General features: G+C 68.6%; 18 protein-coding genes. 17 read left to right on the forward strand and 1 reads right to left on the reverse strand.

The window, feature by feature from the left end:
- Nucleotide 1: 1 nt before the first annotated feature.
- The 9 genes from PotMrB4_RS12765 to PotMrB4_RS12805 all read left to right on the forward strand — a co-directional run bounded on the left by PotMrB4_RS12765 (nt 2) and on the right by PotMrB4_RS12805 (nt 11,362).
- A complete protein-coding gene (locus tag PotMrB4_RS12765; protein WP_172433478.1) occupies nt 2-1,654 on the forward strand; it encodes a ShlB/FhaC/HecB family hemolysin secretion/activation protein in 1,653 nt (550 codons plus the stop codon).
- Between the two features lie 75 nt (nt 1,655-1,729).
- A complete protein-coding gene (locus PotMrB4_RS12770; RefSeq protein ID WP_172433479.1) occupies nt 1,730-2,302 on the forward strand; it encodes a DUF1993 domain-containing protein in 573 nt (190 codons plus the stop codon).
- A gap of 292 nt (nt 2,303-2,594) precedes the next feature.
- Nucleotides 2,595-4,535 carry a methyl-accepting chemotaxis protein gene (locus PotMrB4_RS12775; RefSeq protein ID WP_172433480.1) on the forward strand — a complete coding sequence of 647 codons (1,941 nt, stop codon included), beginning with the start codon at nt 2,595-2,597 and terminating at the stop codon, nt 4,533-4,535.
- A gap of 208 nt (nt 4,536-4,743) precedes the next feature.
- Nucleotides 4,744-6,426 (forward strand): BCCT family transporter, encoded by a 1,683-nt coding sequence (locus PotMrB4_RS12780; RefSeq protein ID WP_232060827.1) that lies wholly within the window; start codon nt 4,744-4,746, stop codon nt 6,424-6,426.
- A 122-nt stretch (nt 6,427-6,548) separates the two neighbouring features.
- On the forward strand, nt 6,549-7,046 hold the full coding sequence (locus PotMrB4_RS12785) for a DinB family protein (RefSeq protein WP_044403922.1): 498 nt from the start codon (nt 6,549-6,551) through the stop codon (nt 7,044-7,046).
- A 15-nt stretch (nt 7,047-7,061) separates the two neighbouring features.
- Nucleotides 7,062-8,201: a site-2 protease family protein gene (locus PotMrB4_RS12790; protein ID WP_172433482.1), complete on the forward strand. Its 1,140-nt coding sequence runs from the start codon at nt 7,062-7,064 to the stop codon at nt 8,199-8,201.
- Nucleotides 8,191-8,880, forward strand: coding sequence for a helix-turn-helix transcriptional regulator (locus tag PotMrB4_RS12795; RefSeq protein ID WP_172433483.1), 690 nt, complete (start codon nt 8,191-8,193; stop codon nt 8,878-8,880). Before PotMrB4_RS12790 ends, PotMrB4_RS12795 begins: the two co-directional genes overlap by 11 nt.
- An 87-nt stretch (nt 8,881-8,967) precedes the next feature.
- Nucleotides 8,968-9,336 carry a VOC family protein gene (locus PotMrB4_RS12800; protein WP_172433484.1) on the forward strand — a complete coding sequence of 123 codons (369 nt, stop codon included), beginning with the start codon at nt 8,968-8,970 and terminating at the stop codon, nt 9,334-9,336.
- A 97-nt stretch (nt 9,337-9,433) separates the two neighbouring features.
- Nucleotides 9,434-11,362: a hypothetical protein gene (locus PotMrB4_RS12805; protein WP_172433485.1), complete on the forward strand. Its 1,929-nt coding sequence runs from the start codon at nt 9,434-9,436 to the stop codon at nt 11,360-11,362.
- A 73-nt stretch (nt 11,363-11,435) separates the two neighbouring features.
- On the opposite strand, the gene gltS is transcribed toward PotMrB4_RS12805, so the two are convergent.
- Entirely contained in the window at nt 11,436-12,650 is a 1,215-nt protein-coding gene (gltS, locus tag PotMrB4_RS12810) for a sodium/glutamate symporter (RefSeq protein WP_172433486.1), read from the reverse strand.
- Between the two features lie 480 nt (nt 12,651-13,130).
- Here gltS and PotMrB4_RS12815 point away from each other — a divergent pair, with 480 nt between their 5' ends.
- From PotMrB4_RS12815 to PotMrB4_RS12850, 8 genes are all read left to right on the forward strand, one after another.
- A complete protein-coding gene (locus PotMrB4_RS12815; protein WP_172433487.1) occupies nt 13,131-13,784 on the forward strand; it encodes a hydrolase in 654 nt (217 codons plus the stop codon).
- Between the two features lies 1 nt (nt 13,785).
- Complete coding sequence (locus PotMrB4_RS12820; protein ID WP_172433488.1) at nt 13,786-14,214, forward strand: organic hydroperoxide resistance protein; 429 nt, start codon at nt 13,786-13,788, stop codon at nt 14,212-14,214.
- Between the two features lie 13 nt (nt 14,215-14,227).
- On the forward strand, nt 14,228-15,241 hold the full coding sequence (locus tag PotMrB4_RS12825) for an alpha/beta hydrolase (protein WP_172433489.1): 1,014 nt from the start codon (nt 14,228-14,230) through the stop codon (nt 15,239-15,241).
- Nucleotides 15,238-15,846 (forward strand): antibiotic biosynthesis monooxygenase, encoded by a 609-nt coding sequence (locus PotMrB4_RS12830; RefSeq protein WP_172433490.1) that lies wholly within the window; start codon nt 15,238-15,240, stop codon nt 15,844-15,846. Before PotMrB4_RS12825 ends, PotMrB4_RS12830 begins: the two co-directional genes overlap by 4 nt.
- Before the next feature lie 115 nt (nt 15,847-15,961).
- A complete protein-coding gene (locus PotMrB4_RS12835; RefSeq protein ID WP_172435081.1) occupies nt 15,962-17,800 on the forward strand; it encodes an amidohydrolase in 1,839 nt (612 codons plus the stop codon).
- Nucleotides 17,801-17,986: 186 nt separating this feature from the next.
- Nucleotides 17,987-19,264 (forward strand): cystathionine gamma-synthase family protein, encoded by a 1,278-nt coding sequence (locus PotMrB4_RS12840; RefSeq protein ID WP_172433491.1) that lies wholly within the window; start codon nt 17,987-17,989, stop codon nt 19,262-19,264.
- A 201-nt stretch (nt 19,265-19,465) separates the two neighbouring features.
- Nucleotides 19,466-20,848: an amino acid permease gene (locus tag PotMrB4_RS12845; RefSeq protein WP_172433492.1), complete on the forward strand. Its 1,383-nt coding sequence runs from the start codon at nt 19,466-19,468 to the stop codon at nt 20,846-20,848.
- A gap of 38 nt (nt 20,849-20,886) precedes the next feature.
- Nucleotides 20,887-21,777: a LysR substrate-binding domain-containing protein gene (locus tag PotMrB4_RS12850; protein ID WP_044403897.1), complete on the forward strand. Its 891-nt coding sequence runs from the start codon at nt 20,887-20,889 to the stop codon at nt 21,775-21,777.
- Nucleotides 21,778-21,784 lie beyond the last annotated feature (7 nt).

A 21,784-nucleotide genomic window follows, 5' to 3' on the forward strand; every position in this document is an offset into this window, starting at 1 on the left:
GATGCGTTCGACACCCGTGCTGGCCGGCCTTGCCGCCTCACTGATCAGCCTGTCCGTCTCCGCCGCCACCGCGCCGGATGCCGGCCAGGTGCAGCAGGGCCTCGACCAGCAACCCCTGCAGCTCAGCCCCCGGCAGTCCCTGCCGCTCAACCTGCCGGACGCACCCGCCGATCCGGCGGCGGACGCCGGCCCGCGCCTGCAGGTCAACGGCTTCACCCTGGAAGGCAACAGCGCGCTGGGCAGCGAGGAGCTGCTGGGCCTCTTGGCGGACCTGCCCGGCAAGGAACTCAGCGTCGGCCAGCTGCAGGCCGCCGCCAACCGCATCACCCGGCGTTACCGCGAGCAGGGCTACCCCCTGGCGCGCGCCTACCTGCCGGCCCAGGAGATCGAGGGCGGCGTGGTGAAGATCGCCGTGCTGGAAGGGCGCTACGGCGAGATCAAGGTGGACAACCCGGTGGGCCTGGGCGGCAGCGCCCTGGCGCCGCTGTCCGCGCTGAAGGCCGGCGACGCCGTACAAGGCCAGCCGCTGGAACGCAGCCTGCTGTTGCTGCAGGACACCCCCGGCGTGGAGGTGAAATCCACCCTGCGCCCCGGTGCCAGCACCGGCACCACCGACCTGCTGGTGGGCCTGCAGCAAGCGCCCCTGGTCACCGGCTCGGTGGACATGGACAACTACGGCAACCGCTTCGTCGGCCAGTACCGCCTGGGCGGCACCCTGAACCTGAACAACCCGCTCAACCTCGGCGACCGTCTCAGCCTGCGGGCCATGGGCAGTGACCAGGACCAGCACTACGGCCGCGTGGCCTACCAGTTGCCGCTCGGCCCCTGGGCCACCCAGTTCGGCGTCGCCTACTCGGACATGGACTACGAGCTGGGCAAGGACTTCGAGGACCTGCGCGCCCACGGCAACGCGCGCATCGCCAGCGTCTACGCCATCCAGCCGCTGGTGCGCTCGCGGGACTTCAGCCTGTTCACCCAGCTGCAGTTCGACGACAAGCGCCTGAAGGACGACATCGACCTGTTCGACGAGAAGAGCGACAAGCACGCCCGCGTCGTCACCCTGACCCTCAACGGCAACAGCCGTGACGACCTGCTCGGCGGCGGGGTCAACAGCTTCGCCCTCGGCTGGAGCCAGGGCAGCCTGACCCTCGACGGCGCCCAGGCCCAGCGCACCGACGACGCCACCGCCGGCACCCGTGGACGCTTCCACAAGCTCAACCCCAGCCTGGTGCGCCTGCAGCGCCTCAGCGACCGCTTCAGCCTCTACACCCAGCTCCAGGGCCAGTGGGCCGACGGCAATCTCGACAGCTCCGAGAAGCTCTACCTGGGCGGCGCCTACGGCGTTCGCGCCTACCCCCAGGGCGAGGCTTCCGGCGACCAGGGCTGGCTGGCCAACGTCGAGCTGCGCTACGCCCTCACCGAGGCCTGGCAGCTGTCCACCTTCGTCGACCACGGCGAAGTGCGCCTGAACAAGGACACCTGGACCTCGGGCGACAACCACCGCAGCCTCTCCGGCGCCGGCTTCGGCGCCCTGTGGGCGGCCCATGGCTGGCAGGTCAACGCCGTGGCGGCCTGGAAGCTGGGCAACGCCGAAGCCGAGAGCGACGTGGAACGCACGCCTCGGGTCTGGGCCCAGGTGGTGCGCGCCTTCTGAGCCGTTGTCCCTGCCCGATGGTCAGGGGCAGCGCGGGCGGCGTAGAGTGGCAAACCCCTGCACCAGGAGTTCGCCATGTCACTGACGCACCTGCTCGTCCCGACCTTCTCGAACCAGCTGAACAGCCTGGCCCAATGGCTGGAGAAAGCCTCCCTTCATGCCCGTGAGCACGGCGAGCACGCCGACGCCTGGCTGGCGCTGAAGCTGGCCCCCGACATGTACCCGCTGGCTGCCCAGGTGCGCTTCGCCGCCTTCCAGGCGCTGGAACCCTGCTACCGGCTGCGCGGCCAGTCGATCCCGGAAGGCTGGCTGGAACGCCGTCGCCAGGCCTGGGCCGCCCATGACCACCCCGGCTCGCTGGAACAGGCCCAGGCGTGCCTGCGTGATGCCCTGGCCGAACTGGCTGCACTGGAACCGACCGCGCTGGATGGCCGGATGGATGCGCCCATCGCCCTGGAGTTGCCCAACGGCATGGTCTTCGACATGGGCGCCGAGCAGTACGCCCGTGACTGGGCCCTGCCGCAGTTCTACTTCCACGCCATCACCGCCTACGCCATCCTCCGCCACCACGGCGTGGCGCTGGGCAAGGCCGACTACGTCGCGCACATGTTCGCCTACCTGCGGCCGGGGACCGTGCCGCAGGGGTAATGCTGCAAGGGGCCTCCACGAGAGCGGTGCTCCGGGTCGTTCGTCCAGCGAAACGGCTCGGGGCACTGCCGTCAGCCACGCATTTTTCACGCTCGGGTATCGGCTGCTGCGCACCGTGGAAACCCCGCCATTTCCTCCTATGCTCCAGCGGTAGTCGTCGGTAAACGACATCGTTTTGTCACGCACGACATGCGACCTCAAGGAGGCGAGGGCAGCGCCGATAGCCGGATTGTTCCCCTCCGCGACGCGCCGTACCGCACGTGGCGAACACCCACTCTCGAGAGCACTTGGAATGAACATCAAGCAGAAGCTGACCTGGGCCTTCGCGGCCATCGCGTGCGTGCCCATCCTGCTGGTCGCCGTGGTGGTGATCTACAACCTGCGGTCTCAGGCCGAGGCGGACTTCATCGATGGCAGCAACCGCGAGATCCGCCAGATCGACAACGCCATGGGCATGTTCTTCAAGGGCATCAGCGAGAACGTGGACTACATGGCCGCGCTGCCCCAGGTGGTGGCCGCGCCGGTGCTGAAGAACTACACATCCGCCGATGCGCCCAGCATCCCGCTGCCGGAGACCAACAAGAAGCTGGAAGCCTTCTTCGACCGCTTCGCCAAGGCGCACCCGACCACCGCCTACCTGTCCTATGGGCGGGTCGACGGCGGCTACGCCATCTGGCCGGCCGACCCGGGGCTGAAGAGCTACGACCCCCGCGTCCGCCCCTGGTACAAGACCGCGCTGGCCAACCCCGGCCGCACGGTACGCACCGCCGCCTACTACTGGGCGCCCGACGATGCGGTGCTGATCGGCACCGTGCGCTCCGTCAACGATGCCCAGGGCAACCTGGCCGGTGTGGTAGGGCTGGACGTCTCCCTCAAGCAGCTCACCGACCTGGTCAAGCAGATCCGCATCGGCGAGACCGGCTACCTGATGCTGGTGGAGGAGAGCGGCAACGTGCTGGTCGACCCGAGCGACTCGGCGCACAACTTCAAGTCCCTGAACGACCTTGGCGAGGGCTATGCCAAGCTGGCCAATGCCCAGGGCCTGGTGCAGGTGGAGCTCAACGGCAAGCGCTACATGGCCAACGTCTGGGCCTCCCAGGGGCTCGGCTGGCACTTCATCGGCCTGATCGAACACGGCGAGGTGATGGCCAAGGCCAACGCCCTGGCCTGGCAGATCGGCATCATCGTGGCGGTGCTCGCCGTGCTGTTCGCGGTGGTCGGCGCGGTGTTCGCCAACCTCATCGTCAACCCGATCCGCAGCGTGGCCGATGGCCTGGAAGGCATTGCCCAGGGCGAGGGCGACCTGACCCGCAGCCTCTCGGTCACCGGCAAGGATGAAACCGCCGTGCTGGCGGGCTGGTTCAACCAGTTCCTCGGCGCCATCCGCCAGCTGGTGCAGCGCATCGTCGAGGCCTCGGCGGCCCTGCGGCACACCTCCGAGGGCAGCACCCGCGTGGCCCGCGAGATGACCGATGTCGCCGAGCGCCAGCGTGGCGCCGTGGAGATGGTCTCCACCGCCTTCAACGAGATGGTGGCCACCGCCAACGAAGTGGCCCGCTCCTGCAGCGCGGCGGCCACCTCCGCCGACGACGGCCAGCGCCAGGTGCACACCGGGCAGACCCAGATCGAAGGCGCCACCGAAAGCGTGCTGCGCCTGAGCGAGAACCTGAAGCAGTCCGCCGAATCCCTCCAGGAGCTGGAGAAGGACAGCCAGAACATCAACGCCATCCTCGACACCATCCGCTCCATCGCCGAGCAGACCAACCTGCTGGCACTCAACGCCGCCATCGAGGCCGCGCGGGCCGGCGAGCAGGGGCGTGGCTTCGCCGTGGTGGCGGACGAGGTGCGGGCCCTGGCGCAGCGCACCGCCGTGTCCACCGGCGAGATCGACAGCCTGCTGGGTGGCCTCGCCCGGCGCACCCAGGACGTGACCCGGCAGATGCAGAACAGCCTGGAAATGTCCCGCGCCAGCGTCGAGCGCATCGACCTCGCCAGCAAGAGCTTCGAGCAGATCCGTGGCGCGGTGGACCACATCCGCGACCAGAACACCCAGATCGCCACGGCGGCCGAGGAGCAGCACCACGTGGCCGAGGACATCAACCGCCACATCGCGCAGATCCAGGACGATGCGCTGCTGGTGGAGAACCTCGCGCAATCGGCGCGGCGCGACTCCCACGAGCTGGCCCAGCTCTCCGAGCAGCTGCATGGGCTGGTGGGGCGCTTCAAGGCCTGAGCCCTTCCAGTTCGTACCTTCCACCGCCGGCACCCTGCCAGCGGTGGCGTTTCCGGCCGGGCGAACGTGGCTGTTGATCGCCCGGCTTCCTGTCAGGGTGTCGCTTCTGGTTGGTTGCATGCCGCTTGTCGGCCCTGGCCCGGCAACGCGCTTTGCTAGGTTGGACGGCCTTGACCGAGCCCACGGCCGACGACCACGGAGCAGCCCCTTGAGCCACGCCACCGCGTCCCACCGAACCGACACCGCGTCGAGCGACATCCCGCCACCTTCGGGTGACGCCAACCCGATCCTCACCGGCTACCGCGTCGGCCAGGACAATCTCCGTGGGCACTGGCTGGTGCCGTTCGACATCCACGGCGCGGTATTCCTCACCTCGGCGCTCACCGTGCTGCTCTTTGTGGTGCTGACGCTGGTGTTCCGCGAGGCGGTGGAACCGCTGTTCACCGGCCTGCGCGACCTGCTCACCGGTCGCCTCAACGGCTTCTTCCTCGGGGCGGCGAACGTGTTCGTGGTGCTGTGCCTGGCCCTGGTGGTCTCGCCCCTGGGGCGGGTGCGCCTCGGTGGTACCCAGGCCCGGCCGGACTACTCCTACGGCAGCTGGTTTTCCATGCTGTTCGCTGCCGGCATGGGCATCGGGCTGATGTTCTACGGCGTCGCCGAACCTATCTCCCACTACCAGACCGCCCTGGCCGGCCCGCAGCTGGGCGAGGGCGGGGCGCGCATCGACTGGGCACCGCTGGCCGGCGCGCCGGGCAACCCCGCCGAGGCCGCGCGCCTGAGCATGGCGGCGAGCATCTTCCACTGGGGCCTGCACCCCTGGGCGATCTACGCCATCGTGGCGCTGGCCCTGGCGCTGTTCTCCTTCAACAAGGGGCTGCCGCTGTCGATCCGCTCGATCTTCCACCCCCTGCTCGGTGAGCGGGTGTGGGGCTGGCCGGGCCATGTGATCGACATCCTCGCGGTGTTCGCCACGCTGTTCGGCCTGGTCACCTCCCTGGGCCTGGGCGCCGAACAGGCGGCGGCGGGCATCGACTTCCTCTTCGGCACCGGCGCCTCGCTCACCGCCAAGGTGGTGCTGATCGTGGCCATCACCCTGGTGACGCTGTCCTCGGTGGCCGCCGGGGTGAACAAGGGCATCAAGCGCATGTCCGAGCTGACCATGGTCCTGGCCGTGGCGCTGCTGTTCTTCGTGGTCCTCGCCGGGCCCACCCGCGTGCTGCTGGCCGGCACCCTGGACAACCTCGGCGCCTACCTGCAGTACCTGCCGGCGCTGTCCAACCCGCTGGAGCGCAGCGATGCCGCCTTCAGCCAGGGCTGGACGGCCTTCTACTGGGCCTGGTGGGTGAGCTGGTCGCCCTTCGTCGGCATGTTCATCGCCCGCATCAGCCGGGGGCGCACCGTGCGTGAATTCCTCATCGCGGTGCTGCTGGTGCCTTCGCTGGTGTCGGTGTTCTGGATGAGCTCCTTCGGCGGCGCCGCGCTGCACCAGGTGTTCAGCGGCCTTGCCGGGGTGCAGGAGGCGGCCCTGGAGCTGAAGCTGTTCGTGATGCTCGCGCACCTGCCCTGGAGTGCGATCACCTCCTTCGTCGGCATCGTCCTAGCGCTGTTGTTCTTCATCACCTCGTCCGATTCCGGCTCCCTGGTGATCGACACCATCACCGCCGGCGGCAAGCTCAATGCACCGGTGGTGCAACGGGTGTTCTGGGTCGTGCTGCAGGGCGTGCTGGCCATCGTCCTGCTGGTCGGCGGTGGCCTGGCGGCATTGCAGGCGATGGCGGTGTCCACCGGCCTGCCGTTCACCTTCGTCCTGCTGGTGGGGGGCGTCGCGGTGGTCAAGGGCCTGCTCAGCGAGCCCCGTGGCCAGGTGCGCCGCTCGATGGCAGGCGGGTAGGGCGCACAGGACCTCGCAGGCGTGAACGGGGTGGTAGCAGAGGGCGCGGATTTCCGCTCTACTGCCGCACCTTGGCGGGGGCGAGCGGCCTCCGCGTTCCCCAGCGACTGCGAGGTACACGGATGTTGGCTCAGGCCTTTCACTACAAATGCTGGGCGGACCGGCGCACCCTGGACGCCATCGCCCTGATCGATGCCAGCCGCTTTGCCGATTCGCTGGCCTTCACCCTGCAGCAGCTCAACCACATGGTCATCGTCGAAGACCTGTTCCGTGCCCGCCTGAGCGGCGTGGCCGAGCCGCACCCGGCCACCAACAGCCAGGCCGTGCCGCCCTACGCGGTGCTGCGCGAGCGGCTGCTGGCGTCCGGCCAGTGGTACGCCGCCCAGGCCGAGGACCCGGCCGATGGCGAGATCACCTTCCGCTTCACCGACGGCCAGGCCGGGCGCATGAGCCGCCAGGAAATGCTCTTCCACGTGCTCAACCACGGCACCTACCACCGGGGCAACATCGCCCATGCCCTGGACCTGGCCGGCGTGCCCCATCCCGCCGACACCTACACCGTGTACCTGCACGCGGTGCAGCCGGAGCGTCGGCAGCCCTTTGATGCGCCGGCGCGCTGAGGCTTCCCCGTGACGATGCCGACGCGATTGGCCCAGGTGTTCGAATGGCTGATGAAGCTGCTGCAGGCCGCCTTGACCCTGGGCGGCGCCATGGTGACCGGGATCGTCTCCGGCATCGCCCTGGACGGCGGCCCCATTGCCGCCGTGGCGCTCACCCTCGCGCACCTCGCTCTGGCGCTGTGCGTGCATGAGGGCGGCCACTGGCTGGGCGCCCGCTGGGATGGCTTGACGGTGTTGCTGGTGCGGGTGCTGGCGGTGGAAATCCAGCCGATGCGCCGTGGCCTGCGGGTGCGCTGGTCCCGTCAGAAGCGCCTGCGCGGGCTGGGGGGCTACGTGTTCTGTGCCGACGCCGTGCCGCCGCGCGGCCCTCGTGCGCGCCTGCGCATGATCGCCCTCGGGCCCGGCGCCAACCTGCTGCTGGCGGCGCTCGCGGCCCTGGTCGCGCTGCTCTGCATCGACTCGCCGCCGGCCTTCGGCATCGCCCTCGGCATGGCCAGCAGCAACCTGAGCATGGGCCTGGCCAACCTGGTACCCACCCTGCGCCCCATGCCCAGCGATGGCGCTCGCCTGTTCATGGCCTGGCGGTGCGCCGACGAGTCCGGCCCGGCGTTCGCCTACGCCCGCCTGCTGGCCCTCAGCGTGGCCGGCGTGCCTGCCGAGGCCCTGCCCGAGGCGGACCTGGCGAGCCTGGAGCAGCAGCCGATGCCCATGCCGCTGGTGGCGCTGTCCTACCGCCTGGATCGCGCGCAGGCGGCCGGTGATTGGGCGGCGGCGACGGCCATGCAGGCCCAGCTGGAGGCGTTGCTCACCGCGCACCCCCAGGCGCGTACCGAGTGTGCGGCGGTGGTGGCCTTGCTGCGGGGCGAGCTGGCCTTCAGCCAGGCCATGGCCAGTGGCCGTGCCGACGGCCTGGACGCCGTGCTGAACAACCGCGAGGTGGCCTGGTACTCACCGACCCTGCCGGTCCGCTGCCGAGCCTTGCAGGCACTGTTCAGCGGTGACGAGGCCGGGGCCGAGCGCGAACTGGAAGCGGCGGTGGCACTGGGGGCCAACGCCAGGGTTCGCTCGTCCCATCCCCTGCAGCTCGCGCTCGCCGGGCATGTCCGCGCGTTGTTCAGGGGCCGGACCGCCGAAGGAGCACTGCATGCCCCGTAGCCAGCGCCTGCTCGACCTGTTGCAGATCCTGCGGCGTCATCGCTACCCGGTGGCCGGCCACGTGCTGGCCGGCGAGCTGGGCATCAGCCTGCGCACCCTCTACCGCGACATCGCCACCCTCCAGCAACAGGGCGCGCACATCGAAGGTGGCGCGGGGCTGGGCTACGTGCTGCGCCCCGGCTTCGAGCTGCCGCCACTGATGTTCTCCCTGGAGGAGATCGAAGCCCTGGTGCTGGGCATGCGCTGGGTCGGCCGACGTGGCGACCGCCGTTTGATGGGGGCGGCGCGGGACGTGCTGGCCAAGGTCGGTGCCGTGCTGCCACCGGCCCTGCGCGAAGAGCTGGAAACCAGCACCCTGCTGATCGGCCCGGCGCCGGCCAGCGACGTGCCCGACGCGCTGCTGGAGCAGGTCCGCGATGCCATCCGCCGGGAGCACCGGGTGCAGCTCGGCTACCGCGATGCCGACGGGCAGGCCTCGCAGCGGGTGGTCTGGCCGTTCGCCCTGGGCTACTTCGAGCAGGCCCGCGTGCTGGTGGCCTGGTGCGAGCTGCGCCAGGCCACGCGGCACTTCCGCCTCGACCGGGTGGAGGCCCTGCAGGACCTCGGCCAGCGCTACCCGCGCCGGCGCCAGGTGCTGCTGCGTGAGTGGCGCGCGCAGGAGGGCATCGCCGAGCAGTGAGGCTGCTGCCAGAAACTGACAGGGGAGGGGCCTAGCCTGTGCGCATCGAGTGACGACGCCCGTCGCTCCACACAAGGAGCCCCACCCATGATCGCCCCCAGCCTGCTCAACCTGTACGTCGACGACCCGGCCCGCAGCGCCGATTTCTACCGGCGCCTGCTGACGGGGGACATCGTCGAGCAATCCCCGACCTTCGCCCTGTTCGTCTTCCCCAATGGCTTCAAGCTCGGCCTCTGGGGCCGTACCGGCGTCGAGCCGGCCACCACCGTGCGTGGCGGCGGCAGCGAGCTGTGCGTCCATGTCGACAGCGACGAAGAGGTGGACCGCCTGCACCAGCGCTGGCGCGAGCAGGGCGTGGAGATCGTCCAGGCACCGCTGGCCATGGACTTCGGCTACACCTTCACCGGCCTCGACCCGGACGGCCACCGCCTGCGGGTGTATCACCTGGCGATGTAGTCCGCCCGAGGGTGTTGAAACTGCGGTGGCATCGCTGCTTTGCCACCGCGCTTTCTGCTAGCGTGTGCACGCCCTCGAATCGGAAGGACCCGACCTCATGCAGCGAATGATCCTGGCCCTTGTGGCCGGCATGGTACTCACCGTGCTGGGCTACTCGGGTTTCTCCTGGTTTTCCGCCCACTACCTGCCCCTGGCCCCCGAGGCCAAGCTGACCCGTGCGTTTCCCCCGCCGCCCGAGATGCAGGCCCGCTGGCAGCGGGTGGACGCGTTGGCGCGCGATGCTGGCAATGCCGGGCTGTCGGCGCAGATGGAGATACGCATGCGCCAGCGCTCCCTGGCCTGCTCCCCGGGCTACCTGCCAGCCTGGTACGAGCGCATCGAGACCGTCAGGCAGCGGGTGGCCAACCCCACATGCTTTGCCGCGCAGGACCGCAAGATCGAGCGCTGGCTCGCCCTGCTGGAGGTCGGCGCGATGTTACGTCTGGAGCCCTTGCGAGCAATCCCCGCCCAGTTTCCCGAGGCCTTGCAGGGGGACGCGCCCCTGGTCGATGCCGTCTTTGCCGAGCGGGCCGGCATTGCGCTGCTGCAGACCCGCAGAAGCCTGCAGGTGATCGACGTCGGACGGGACCAGGCGCTTTACCGGGAGCCCTCCGATGGCCAGTTGAGGGTGGGTTCGCTGTCGGAGAATGGCCGCCTGTTCGTCTCCTATGGTTCCAAATCGCTGCGTATCCGTGAGGCGGAAACCGGGCGGACCGTCGCGCAGATCCATGGTGCGTACCCGAACTCGTTCATCTGGCTGGACGGGCAGACCGCCCTGTTCCAGGGGCGTTCCCACACCCAGTTCATCGACTTCAGCCAAGGGCGGATCATCGATACCGAGCTCTATCGCCAGCCGGAGCGTGCGGCGCCCGTTCCCGGCAAGCCGGACCACTACGTGGCGTTCGGACGGGGTGGCGCCGTCGAGTTGGCCCTGGAGCAGCGCACCAGCGCTCCGAAGGTCCGCGTGGTACGCCTCCAGGACTCACGCAACACGGCGGCCGCAGCCCTGGACAGCGAGCCCGGTGGTGGGGCCTTCAGCCTCGATGGCACGCAGTACCTGAGCCCGCTCAGGCCTAACAACCTGGCTGTCTTCTCCATTGGCGAGCTGAAGAGCGAGGTCATCGAGACCGGTCCCTTCAAGGCGCTGAAGGTGATACCGACCGCAGACCCGGACAAGTTTCTGTTCGGTGGGAGCACCTTGCCGTTCTCCCAGGCCACGGTCCGGGCGTTCGTGCTCGATACCGCCCTCCAGCGCTTGGCCCCGGTGACCGAGGAGCTGAACCTTGCCGGGCTGTCCTATGTGAGGCCCCTGGGCGTGTTCGGGGCCATCGATGCAAGCCGCTACCGCTTGATAAAGACGTTGCCGGTGGGGGAGGAGGTCGATCTCGTTACCTGGCGTGATGGCCTGGTCCAGGCAGCGATGCAGCGCAGGATCGAGCAGATCGCAGCCCAGGGGCCTGCACCCATCCGCCAGCCCGTGCCGTCGTCCATGCCTGATGTGCTCGCGCTGACCGGGCAGATGCCGCCGCGCCCCCAATTGCCGACCCCAAGCGACGCCTCGTCCCCGTCCAGGACGACACCGGTTCAGGTTCCGGTGGTCGATACCCAGGTCGAAGTGATCGGCGTGTACGAATCCGCACGGGGGCAGCACGGCGGAGGCGAGCACCATCCCGGTGTCATCGACGTAGAGGTCCGCAAGAGCCAGAAGCCGTTGACGCTGGTGCTGTCCTCGTATGAGCCCATTACCTGGAAGCTGAACCGCCAACCGGGAAGCCGTATCCACCAGGTGCTGCTCTCCAGCTACCACCCCTCCACGGTGGAGGGCGCCGGGGATGCGCGGGTCATCGTCGTCAAGGTCGGCTATGACTACCAGGCGTCCGGCTACCGGACACTGCCGCCCGAGGTGACCAACCTGACCGGGCAGCAGACGGGGCTCTACCAGGGCACCTATTCGGGGGGACGCTTCTCTGTGGGGGGCGGCCAATAGCGTCGATAGCACCGCTCACGCGTTGCAGCCCAGCATCCCCCGGCCAGCCCAGGGGATACCGGGCGGTCCCGGGTCAGAGGCCGACGAAGAAGCCGATGGCCAGTGCGTTGATGAGGTCGATGAAGAACCCGCACACCAGCGGCACCACCAGGAAGGCCTGGGGCGCGGCGCCGTACTGCTTGGTCACCGCGCTCATGTTGACGATGGCCGTGGCGGTGGAGCCCAGGCTGATGCCGCCGAAGCCGGCGCAGATGACGCTGGCCTCGTAGTTCCTGCCCAGCAGGCGGTAGACCACCCACACGGTGAACAGGACGGAGAGCACCACCTGCAGGCCGAGCGTGCTGAGGATGAAGCCGAGCATGCCGTGCAGCTCCCAGAGCTTGAGGCTCATCAGGGCCATGGTGAGGAACATGCCCAGGCAGATATCGGAGATCAGCGACATGCCGCGCCCGGCCCCCGCCCAGCTCTGGATACGGCGCGGGCTCAGCCATTGCAGGCCGTTGCGCAGGATGATCCCCGCCATCAGCGCACTGACGAACATGGGCAGGCGCAGGCCGGCCGAGGTCAGCAACTGGTCCAGGCCGTAGCCGAGCATCATGGCGAGGTTGAGCCACATCCAGGCCCAGAGGATGTCGTAGTAGCTCACGCTCACCTGGGAGGTGTCTTCGTAGGTGGCGCCGATGGCCAGGTCATGGTCCGAGGAGGTGGCCAGGCGATCGCGGCGGATCAGGTAGTTGGCGATGGGGCCGCCGATGACGCACGCCGCGATCAGGCCCACGGTGTTGCTGGCAACACCGATCTCCAGCGCGTTGCTGATGCCCAGGTCGCGGATGAAGGTGTCCGTCCAGGCCAGCGTGGTACCGACCCCGCCGATCAGCGAGATGGACCCCGTCATCAGCCCGGCCTTCGGGTCGAGCCCGAACAGGCCGGCCATCCCCAGGCCCAGCAGGTTCTGCAGGATGATGAACAGGCTGGCGAGCGCGGTGAGCACCAGCAGCGGCCGGCCGCCCTTGAGCAGGGTGCGGACGTCGGACTTCAGGCCGATGCCGGCGAAGAAGTAGAGCAGCAGCCAGTCCCGGACCTTGAGGTCGAAACTGACCTGGGTGTCCAGCGCCCAGTACAGGATGGCCACCACCAGGGCGCAGATCAGCCCGCCGATCACCGGCTCGGGAATGCTGTAGCGGCGCAGCAGTTCATAGCGCGAGCAGACGGCCTTGCCGGCGAACAGCAGCATGATCGCCAGCGTGAAGCTGATGAAACCGTGAATCTCCAGGGTGTGTTCAAGCATCAGGGGCTCCCGGCAGGCAGCGCGGTTCTGGGGTGCCGGACAGGGGCCGGGCCGTGCGATCCACGCCGTCGTGTGCAAAAAACAAGCGGCGAAGGCTAACCGAAACAGGCGGGGCCAGGATTGACCGGTGACGGCCCCGGGCGCGCCCTGCGTTCGCCGTTACTCCTGCGAAATGTTCGTCGCACTGGCCTGTCCGCCGAATGCGGGGGCTTTTCGACGGCACCTGGCCAAGGCTAGGTCATCAGAAAGAACCCCGAAGGCTATTCCGCATGTCTGTCATGCCTGTGGGCTGAATGCCTACGCAGCGGGCCCGGCACGACGCCGCCGGGTCGCAAGGCTCGATGAACGCGTGCAGCCGCTCTGGCCCGGCCCTTTCAAACAAAACCGCACACCGTTGCAACCCGAGCACGCGCCTTCAATTCCCGGGAAACGGCCTGGGGGAAGCTTGAGTCTCCATTCATCCCTCCCTGGAGAACCCCCATGGCCGTCGCCATCGCCGCCCCCGGCAAGACCCTGCTGGACCCGAAGAACCACACGCTGATCCTCATCGACCACCAGTCGCAGATGGCCTTCGCCACCAAGTCCATCGACGCGGTGACCCTGCGCAACAACGCCGCGCTGGTGTCCAAGGCCGCCCGTGAGTTCGGGGTGGACACCCTTCTCACCACCGTCGCGGAGAAGAGCTTCTCCGGCCCGATCTTCGACGAGATCAAGTCGGTGTTCCCGGATCATCAGGTGATCGACCGCACCACCATGAACACCTGGGAAGACCCGCGCATCGCCGTGGAAGTGAACCGCATCGGCAAGCCGAGGATCGTCCTCGCCGGCCTGTGGACCTCGGTATGCATCGTCGGCCCGGCCCTGTCCGCGCTGGACCAGGGCTTCGAGGTGTACGTCATCACCGACGCCTGCGGCGACGTCTCCAGCGAAGCCCACGATATGGCCATCCAGCGCATGGTGCAGCTGGGCGCCCGCCCGATGACTGCCCTGCAATACCTGCTGGAACTGCAGCGTGACTGGGCCCGTGGCGAGACCTACGACCAGACCGTGAAGATCGCCATCGCCAACGGCGGCGCCTACGGCCTCGGCCTGATCTACGCCAAGACCATGTTCAATGCCTCGGAAGGTCACTGAGATGCGCATCGAACAGGTTCTCTACCGCGCCTCCGCCGAGGCCACCGGTGGCCGTGACGGTCGCGCCATCTCCTCCGATGGCGTGCTCGACGTCGCCCTTACCACGCCCCGCGAGCTGGGCGGCGCCGGCGGCGTCGGGACCAACCCCGAGCAGCTGTTCGCTGCCGGCTACTCGGCGTGCTTCCTGGGGGCGATGAAGTTCGTCGCCGCCCGCGACAAGCTGGCCATCCCCGCCGACGTGTCCATCGAGGCCGTGGTCGGCATCGGTGCCATTCCCAACGGCTTCGGCATCGAGGCCGAGCTGCGCATCAGCCTGCCGGGGCTCGATGCCGAGGCCGCGCGCACCCTGGTGGAGCGGGCGCACATCGTCTGCCCGTACTCCAACGCCACGCGCAACAACATCGACGTGACCCTCACCCTGATCGACTGAAGGAGCAGACAACATGCCCCGCATAGCCTTGCTGAGCGCATTGATCGCCCTGGCCGTCGGCCAGGTCCAGGCCGCTGACTACAGCGGCGTGGAACACAACACCCGGACCTTTCTCGAAGCCCTGGAGAAGGGCGGCGGCAAACCGCTGGAAACCCTCAGCCCGCAGGACGCACGCGCCGTGCTGGTGGGCGCGCAGAACTCGGTGAAGGTCGACCTCTCCGGCATCAAGGTGGAGGAGAAGGCCATCCAGGCCAACGGCCAGCCCCTGAAGCTGACCGTGGTACGGCCCACCGACGCCAAGGGCACGCCCCCGGTGTTCATGTACTTCCACGGCGGCGGCTGGGTGCTGGGCGACTACCCGACCCACGCACGGCTGATCCGCGACCTGGTGGTGAACTCCGGCGCCGTGGCCGTCTACGTCGGCTACACCCCATCGCCCGAGGCCCGCTTCCCCACCGCCATCGACCAGGCCTATGCCGCCACCCGCTGGGTGGCCGAGCACGGCAAGGAGCTGGGCGTGGACGGCAGTCGCCTGGCGGTGGCCGGCAACAGCGTCGGCGGCAACATGGCCGCCGTGGTGGCGCTCAAGGCCAAGGAGCAGGGGGCGCCTGAACTGCGCTTCCAGCTGCTGCTGTGGCCGGTGACCGATGCCCGCTTCGATAACGCGTCCTACACCCAGTTCGCCCAGGGCTACTTCCTCACCCAGCCGATGATGAAATGGTTCTGGGACAACTACACGACCGACGCCCAGCAGCGCGCCGACATCCATGCCTCGCCGCTGCGCGCCAGCGCCGAACAGCTCAAGGGACTGCCGCCGGCACTGGTGCAGACCGCCGAGTTCGACGTGCTGCGCGACGAGGGTGAGGCCTATGCCCGCCACCTGGACGCGGCGGGCGTCGAGGTCACCGCCGTGCGCTACAACGGCATGATCCACGACTACGGCCTGCTCAACCCCCTGGCTCACGTACCGACGGTGCACACCGCGCTGCGCCAGGCCGGGGTCGAGCTGCGGCGGCACCTGCAATGAGTGCCCTCCGGCCCGGTGAAGGGCAGGGGGCCGATGACCCGGTCACCCTGCTCATCCGCCATCGCGTCCATGCCGCCCATGCCACGCAGTACGAAGCCTGGCTGCGGCGCATCGTCGGTGTCGCCCAGGGCTACCCCGGGCACCTCGGGGTGGACGTGATCCGCAGCCATGAGCAGGGCGTGCCGCTGTTCACCAGCGTGCTGCGTTTCACCGGGCCGGAGTGCCTGCAGGACTGGCTCGGTTCCGAGACCCGACGCCAGCTGGTGGCGGAAATCTCGCCGCTGCTGCTGGAGGACGAGGCCCTGGAGCTGAACCCGGCGCGGGAGTTCTGGTTCGCCCCGGCCAGCGCCGAACAGCCACCGCCCCCACGCTGGAAGCAGGCCTGCGTCAGCTTCCTGGTGATCCTGCCGCTCAGCCTGCTGGTGCCCTGGGCCTGGCAGCCGGCATTCGCTGCCTGGCCCTGGCTGGGTGGCTACTTGCCGAGCAACGTGGTGATCACCCTCAGCATCGTCCTGCTGGTGGTCTACCTGTTCATGCCGCGCGTGACCCGCTGGCTCGCGCCCTGGCTGGAAGGCCCCGGCTCCGGAGGTCCCCATGACCGATGAATCCACCCCCAATGGCCGGCGGCGGTTTCTCGCCGCCTCGTCCATCCTCGGCGCCGCTGGCGCGCTGTGGCCCGCGCTCCCGGTGTTCGCGGGCGAAGGCAAAGGAGCTTCCCCCATGCATCCCGATCTGATCCTCCACAACGGCCGGTTCCACACCGTGGACCGCGAGAAACCCACCGCCAGCGCCGTGGCCATCCGTGACGGGCGCTTCGTCGCGGTCGGCAGCGAAGCCGAGGTGATGCCCCTGCGCGGGCCCGCCACCCAGGTGCTCGACCTCAACCGCCGCACCGTCATCCCCGGGCTCAACGACTCCCACCTGCACCTGATCCGGGGCGGCCTCAACTACAACCTGGAGCTGCGCTGGGAGGGCGTGCCCTCGCTGGCCGATGCCCTGCGCATGCTCAAGGACCAGGCCGACCGCACGCCCTCGCCGCAGTGGGTGCGGGTGGTGGGCGGCTGGAACGAATTCCAGTTCGCCGAGCGGCGCATGCCGACCCTGGAGGAGATCAACCGCGCGGCGCCCGACACGCCGGTGTTCATCCTCCACCTCTACGACCGCGCGCTGCTCAACCGCGCGGCGCTGCGGGTGGTCGGCTACGACCGCAACACGCCCAACCCGCCCGGCGGTGAGATCGTCCGCGACGGCAACGGCGAACCCACCGGCATGCTCATCGCCCGGCCCAACGCGATGATCCTCTACGCCACCCTGGCCAAGGGGCCCAAACTGCCGCTGGAGTACCAGGTCAACTCCACCCGCCAGTTCATGCGCGAGCTGAACCGCCTTGGCGTCACCAGCGCCATCGACGCCGGCGGCGGCTTCCAGAACTACCCGGACGACTACCAGGTGATCGAGCAACTGGCCCGCGACGGCCAGCTCACCGTGCGCATCGCCTACAACCTGTTCACCCAGAAACCGAAGGAAGAGCTGGACGACTTCAAGCGCTGGACCGGCTCGGTGAAGTACGGCCAGGGCAGCGACTTCTTCCGCCACAACGGCGCCGGGGAAATGCTGGTGTTCTCCGCCGCCGACTTCGAGGACTTCCTCGAACCGCGCCCGGACCTCGCCGCCAGCATGGAGGCCGAGCTGGAGCCGGTGGTGCGCCACCTGGTGGAACAGCGCTGGCCGTTCCGCCTGCACGCCACCTACGACGAGTCCATCTCGCGCATGCTCGACGTGTTCGAGAAGGTCGACCGTGACATCCCCTTCAATGGCCTGCCATGGTTCTTCGACCACGCCGAAACCATCAGCCCGCGCAACATCGAACGGGTTCGGGCGCTGGGCGGCGGCATCGCCATCCAGGACCGCATGGCCTTCCAGGGCGAGTACTTCGTCGAGCGCTACGGTGCCCAGGCCGCCGAGAAGACCCCGCCGATCCAGCGCATGCTCGCCGAGGGCATCCCGGTGGGTGCCGGCACCGACGCCACCCGCGTCTCCAGCTACAACCCCTGGACCTCGCTGTACTGGCTGGTCAGCGGCAAGACCGTCGGCGGCCTGGCCCTCCAGCCCCAGGGCCTGCCCAGGGAAACTGCGCTGCAGCTGTTCACCCAGGGCAGTGCCTGGTTCTCCAGCGAGCAGGGCAAGAAGGGGCAGATCAAGGTGGGCCAGCTGGCGGACCTGGTGGCCCTCTCGGCGGACTTCTTCAGCATCGAGGAAGAGCAGATCAAGTGGCTGGAGTCGGTCCTCACCGTCGTCGACGGCAAGGTCGTGCACGCCGCCGCCGAGTTCGACCGCCTCGGCCCACCGCAACTGCCGGTGCTGCCGGACTGGTCCCCGGTGGCCCGTGTTCCGGGCCACTGGCGGCCGGGCGCGCCGACGGTCGCCGCCGTGCACCAGTGCGCCGGCGCCTGCAGCGTCCACGCCCACAGCCACGAGCGGGCCCGCCAGTCGAAGGTGCCGGTGAGCGACTTCACCGCCTTCTGGGGTGCCTTCGGCTGCTCCTGCTTCGCCTTCTGAGGCCAGGACGCGCCTCCAGGCCCCGCCCTCGTGCGGGGCTTTTTCATTCCGGGGGCGGGCGTGGAGCCATTAAAAAAAGCGGGCCTCAGGCCCGGATAACATCGTTTTTCAGGGGGTGGCCCATTCCCTATATTCGCCGGCACACAGCACTGCTGCTGACCTTGTCTAGCCGGATCGGGAATGGAAATGAGCAAGAACCTAGAAAGCCCCCGCGACGCCATCGCGGGTATCGGAACCCAGGTGGTGTGGGCGGGCGAGCAGGATGGCCACCCCTACAACGCCACCCAGACGCCCATCGTCTTCAGCGCCGCCTATGGCTACCAGGACGTCGACCACTGGTACGACGTCGCCCTGGGCAAGCGCGAAGGCTACATCTACAGCCGCATGGGCAACCCGACGGTGACCACCCTGGAGGCCAAGCTCTGCGAACTGGAGCAGGCGGAGTCGGCGGTCGCCTTCAGCAGCGGCATGGCCGCCATCAGCGCGGTGCTGCACACCTTCCTCTGCCAGGGCAAGCGCGTGGTCTCGACCCGCGACAGCTACGGCGGCACCAACAAGATCTTCGAAGAGTTCCTCCCGCGCATGGGCGTGGACGTGGTGCTCTGCGACACCCTCGACACCCAGGCCATCGAGGCGGAGATCGCCCGTGGCTGCGACCTGCTGTACCTGGAGACGCCCACCAACCCGACCCTGAAGGTGCTGGACATCCGCCGCCTGGTGGCAGCGGCCAAGCGCGTCGGCGCCCTGGTGGTGGCCGACAACACCTTCGCCACGCCGCTCAACCAGAACCCGCTGGCCCTGGGGGTGGACGTGGTGGTGCACAGCGCCACCAAGTTCCTCTCCGGCCACGGTGACGCCCTGGGTGGCATCGCCTGCGGCGCCGAGCACCTGATGGCCAGCGTACGGCACTACCGCGAGATCAACGGTGCCGCGCTGGATGCCTTCTCCGCCTTCCTGATCATCCGCGGCATCAAGACCCTGGCCCTGCGCCTGCGCCAGCAGCAGCGCAGTGCCCAGGCCCTGGCCGAGTACCTGCTCACCGAGCCCCTGGTGGAGGCGGTGAACTACCCGGGCCTGCCCACCCACCCCGGGCACGCCATCGCCCGTGGGCAGATGCGCGGCTTCGGCGCCATCGTCAGCTTCGTTCTGCGGGGCGGCATGGACACCGTGACCCGCCTGCTGCCGCGCCTGCGCTACGCCCACCGGGCCGGCAACCTCGGCGCGGTGGAGACCATCTACGGCCCCGCGCGCACCACCAGCCACGTGGAGAACACCCTGGAGGAGCGCCTGGCCCTGGGCATCTCCGAAGGGCTGGTACGGGTCTCCGTCGGCATCGAGGAGACCGAGGACCTGCTGGCCGACCTGCAGCACGCATTCGCCGGCGTTCGCGCCGAACTCGCCGCCGTGGCACCTCGCCAGGGCGAACCTTCACTGACCGGATGTCGCACCGAGGTGGAACGCTGACATTCGCCCCACTCCTGGCCGGAGAGTCAGCGAGTCCTTCATGAAAAGGAATAACAAGAAAAACCTGACGGCAAACAGTTTGGTTCTGCCTTGAAGTTGTTCGCAGAAACGTCCTTGTCCGCACACTTTCATGAGATTCAACTTATGTCCCTACATACAACAAACGACAAAGCGACATCGGGGCCTGATTTCAAACAGGACATGCAGACCCGCCACATCGTCATGCTGGCGCTGGGCGGGGTGATCGGCACCGGCCTGTTCCTCACCTCCGGCTACACGGTCAACCAGGCGGGGCCGCTGGGCGCGGTCATCGCCTACGTCATCGGCGCGGTGATGGTGTACATGGTGATGATGTGCCTGGGCGAGCTGGCCGTGCACATGCCCGAGACCGGCTCGTTCAGCAGCTACGCCTCCCGCTACCTCGGGGCGGGCACCGGCTACACCGTGGCCTGGCTCTACTGGCTGACCTGGGCGGTGGCCATCGGCTCGGAGTTCACCGCCGCCGGCATCCTCATGGTGCGCTGGTTCCCGGACACCCCGGTGTGGATCTGGAGCGCGCTGTTCGCCCTGACCGTCTTTATCAGCAACGTGGTGTCGGTGCGGCTGTTCGCCGAGACCGAGTTCTGGCTGTCGCTGGTCAAGGTGCTGGCCGTGCTGGCCTTCCTGGTGGTCGGTGCCGGCGCCATCTTCGGTGTCTTCGAGACCCGCCACGTGCAGAGCGCGGGCCTGGCCAACTTCACCCGCGAAGGGCTGTTCCCCACCGGTTTCTGGTCCATCGCCATGACCCTGCTGGCGGTCGCGTTCGCCTTCTCCGGTACCGAACTGATCGGCATCGCCGCAGGCGAGACCCGCGACCCCAAGCGCAACGTACCGAAGGCGATCCGCACCACCGTGGTTCGCCTGGCGCTGTTTTTCGTCGGCACCATCTTCGTCCTGGCGACGTTGCTGCCCCGGGAGCAGGCCGGCCTGGTGGAGAGCCCCTTCGTCACGGTGTTCGAGTCCATCGGCATTCCCTACTCGGCGGACATCATGAACTTCGTGATCATCAGCGCGCTGCTCTCGGCCGCCAACTCCGGGCTCTACGCCGCCTCGCGGATGCTCTGGACCCTCAGCGACCAGGGCCACATGCCCAAGCGCTTCGCCACCCTCAGCCGCATGGGTACGCCGTTCAACGCCATCGTCGTGAGCATGGCCGGCAGCATCGCCTCGCTGCTCAGCAGCGTGTTCGCGCCGGACACGGTCTACCTCGCCCTGGTGTCCATCTCCGGCCTGGCCGTGGTGGTGGTGTGGATGAGCATCGCCGCCAGCCAGATGGCCTTCCGGCGCCACTACCTGGCCAACGGCGGCCGGCTGGAGGACCTGGGCTTCCGCGTGCGTGGCTACCCCTGGGTGCCGCTGGGCGCGTTGTTGTGCTGTGCCCTGGCGTGCATCGGGATTGCCTTTGATCCGGCCCAGCGAGTTGCGCTCTACTTCGGCGTGCCGTTCATTGCCTGGTGCTACTTCGTCTACTGGGTGACCTGCAAGCTGCGCGAACGGCGCCAGGCTTCGCCCGTGGTCCCGGCAAGGGTACCGGGGACGGCCTGAACCACGCCTTCCCATTGCGCCGTCCCGAGGTCCCGACCATGCACCCGAAAGCCCTGCCTCCCCTGAACTGGCTGCGCGCCTTCGAAGTCTCGGCGCGGTACCTCAACTTCACCCACGCGGCGGAGGAGCTGCACCTCACCCAGGGGGCGGTCAGCCAGCAGATCCGGCAGCTGGAAAGCCACCTCGGGGTGGCGCTGTTCAAGCGCCTGCCCCGAGGCCTCGGGCTGACCGAGGAAGGCCAGTCCTACCTGCCGGTGGTGCAGGACGCCATCACCCGGCTGGCGGTGGGCACCAACGAGATCTTCGGCCAGCACAAGCGCCGGCCGATCAAGGTCCGTGGCAGCCTGTCGTTCCTGCACTTCTGGCTGGCGCCCCGGCTGGCGGACTTCCGCCGCGCCCACCCGCAACTGGACATCCGCTACATCAGCAACCTCTGGGTGAAGGAGCTGGACGGCGAGGACGACGTGGAGATCCGCTGGGGCCACGGGCAATGGCCGGGGCTGGTCTCCCAGCGGCTGACCTGGGACACGCTGTTCCCGGTGTGCGCGCCGGAGCTGCTGGCCCAGGGCCCGCTGCGCGAGCCGCGCGACGTGGCCCGCCACCCGCTGCTGCACGTGCTGGGCTACGAGGAGGGCTGGGGCTACTGGTTGCAGCGCGCCGGCGCCGATGACGTCGACTACGCCACCGGCCCGCAGTTCGACACCCTGGTGTCGACCCTGCGCCTGGCCGAGCTGGGGCAGGGCATCGCCCTGGCGCGCTCCTCCATGGTCGAGGACCTGCTGCGCGAAGGACGCCTGGTGGAGCTGTTCGACTGCCGCATCGAGGCCAGCGAATCCTTCTACCTGGTCAGCGGCTCCGGCACCGACCTGCATCCGGACGCCCAGGCCTTCGCCACCTGGCTGGTGGCCCAGGCCCACCGTTCCACCTGAGCTTGGA

Origin of the sequence: Metapseudomonas otitidis (genome assembly GCF_011397855.1) — a bacterium.
GTDB classification, from domain to species: Bacteria; Pseudomonadota; Gammaproteobacteria; order Pseudomonadales; family Pseudomonadaceae; genus Metapseudomonas; species Metapseudomonas otitidis.

Coding starts and splice junctions, on each gene's coding strand:
- PotMrB4_RS12765 (WP_172433478.1), top strand. CDS start 2: ATGCGTTCGACACCCGTGCTGGCCGGCCTTGCCGCCTCACTGATCAGC.
- PotMrB4_RS12770 (WP_172433479.1), top strand. CDS start 1,730: ATGTCACTGACGCACCTGCTCGTCCCGACCTTCTCGAACCAGCTGAAC.
- PotMrB4_RS12775 (WP_172433480.1), top strand. CDS start 2,595: ATGAACATCAAGCAGAAGCTGACCTGGGCCTTCGCGGCCATCGCGTGC.
- PotMrB4_RS12785 (WP_044403922.1), top strand. CDS start 6,549: ATGTTGGCTCAGGCCTTTCACTACAAATGCTGGGCGGACCGGCGCACC.
- PotMrB4_RS12790 (WP_172433482.1), top strand. CDS start 7,062: ATGCCGACGCGATTGGCCCAGGTGTTCGAATGGCTGATGAAGCTGCTG.
- PotMrB4_RS12795 (WP_172433483.1), top strand. CDS start 8,191: ATGCCCCGTAGCCAGCGCCTGCTCGACCTGTTGCAGATCCTGCGGCGT.
- PotMrB4_RS12800 (WP_172433484.1), top strand. CDS start 8,968: ATGATCGCCCCCAGCCTGCTCAACCTGTACGTCGACGACCCGGCCCGC.
- PotMrB4_RS12805 (WP_172433485.1), top strand. CDS start 9,434: ATGCAGCGAATGATCCTGGCCCTTGTGGCCGGCATGGTACTCACCGTG.
- gltS (WP_172433486.1), bottom strand. CDS start 12,650: ATGCTTGAACACACCCTGGAGATTCACGGTTTCATCAGCTTCACGCTG.
- PotMrB4_RS12815 (WP_172433487.1), top strand. CDS start 13,131: ATGGCCGTCGCCATCGCCGCCCCCGGCAAGACCCTGCTGGACCCGAAG.
- PotMrB4_RS12820 (WP_172433488.1), top strand. CDS start 13,786: ATGCGCATCGAACAGGTTCTCTACCGCGCCTCCGCCGAGGCCACCGGT.
- PotMrB4_RS12825 (WP_172433489.1), top strand. CDS start 14,228: ATGCCCCGCATAGCCTTGCTGAGCGCATTGATCGCCCTGGCCGTCGGC.
- PotMrB4_RS12830 (WP_172433490.1), top strand. CDS start 15,238: ATGAGTGCCCTCCGGCCCGGTGAAGGGCAGGGGGCCGATGACCCGGTC.
- PotMrB4_RS12835 (WP_172435081.1), top strand. CDS start 15,962: ATGCATCCCGATCTGATCCTCCACAACGGCCGGTTCCACACCGTGGAC.
- PotMrB4_RS12840 (WP_172433491.1), top strand. CDS start 17,987: ATGAGCAAGAACCTAGAAAGCCCCCGCGACGCCATCGCGGGTATCGGA.
- PotMrB4_RS12845 (WP_172433492.1), top strand. CDS start 19,466: ATGCAGACCCGCCACATCGTCATGCTGGCGCTGGGCGGGGTGATCGGC.
- PotMrB4_RS12850 (WP_044403897.1), top strand. CDS start 20,887: ATGCACCCGAAAGCCCTGCCTCCCCTGAACTGGCTGCGCGCCTTCGAA.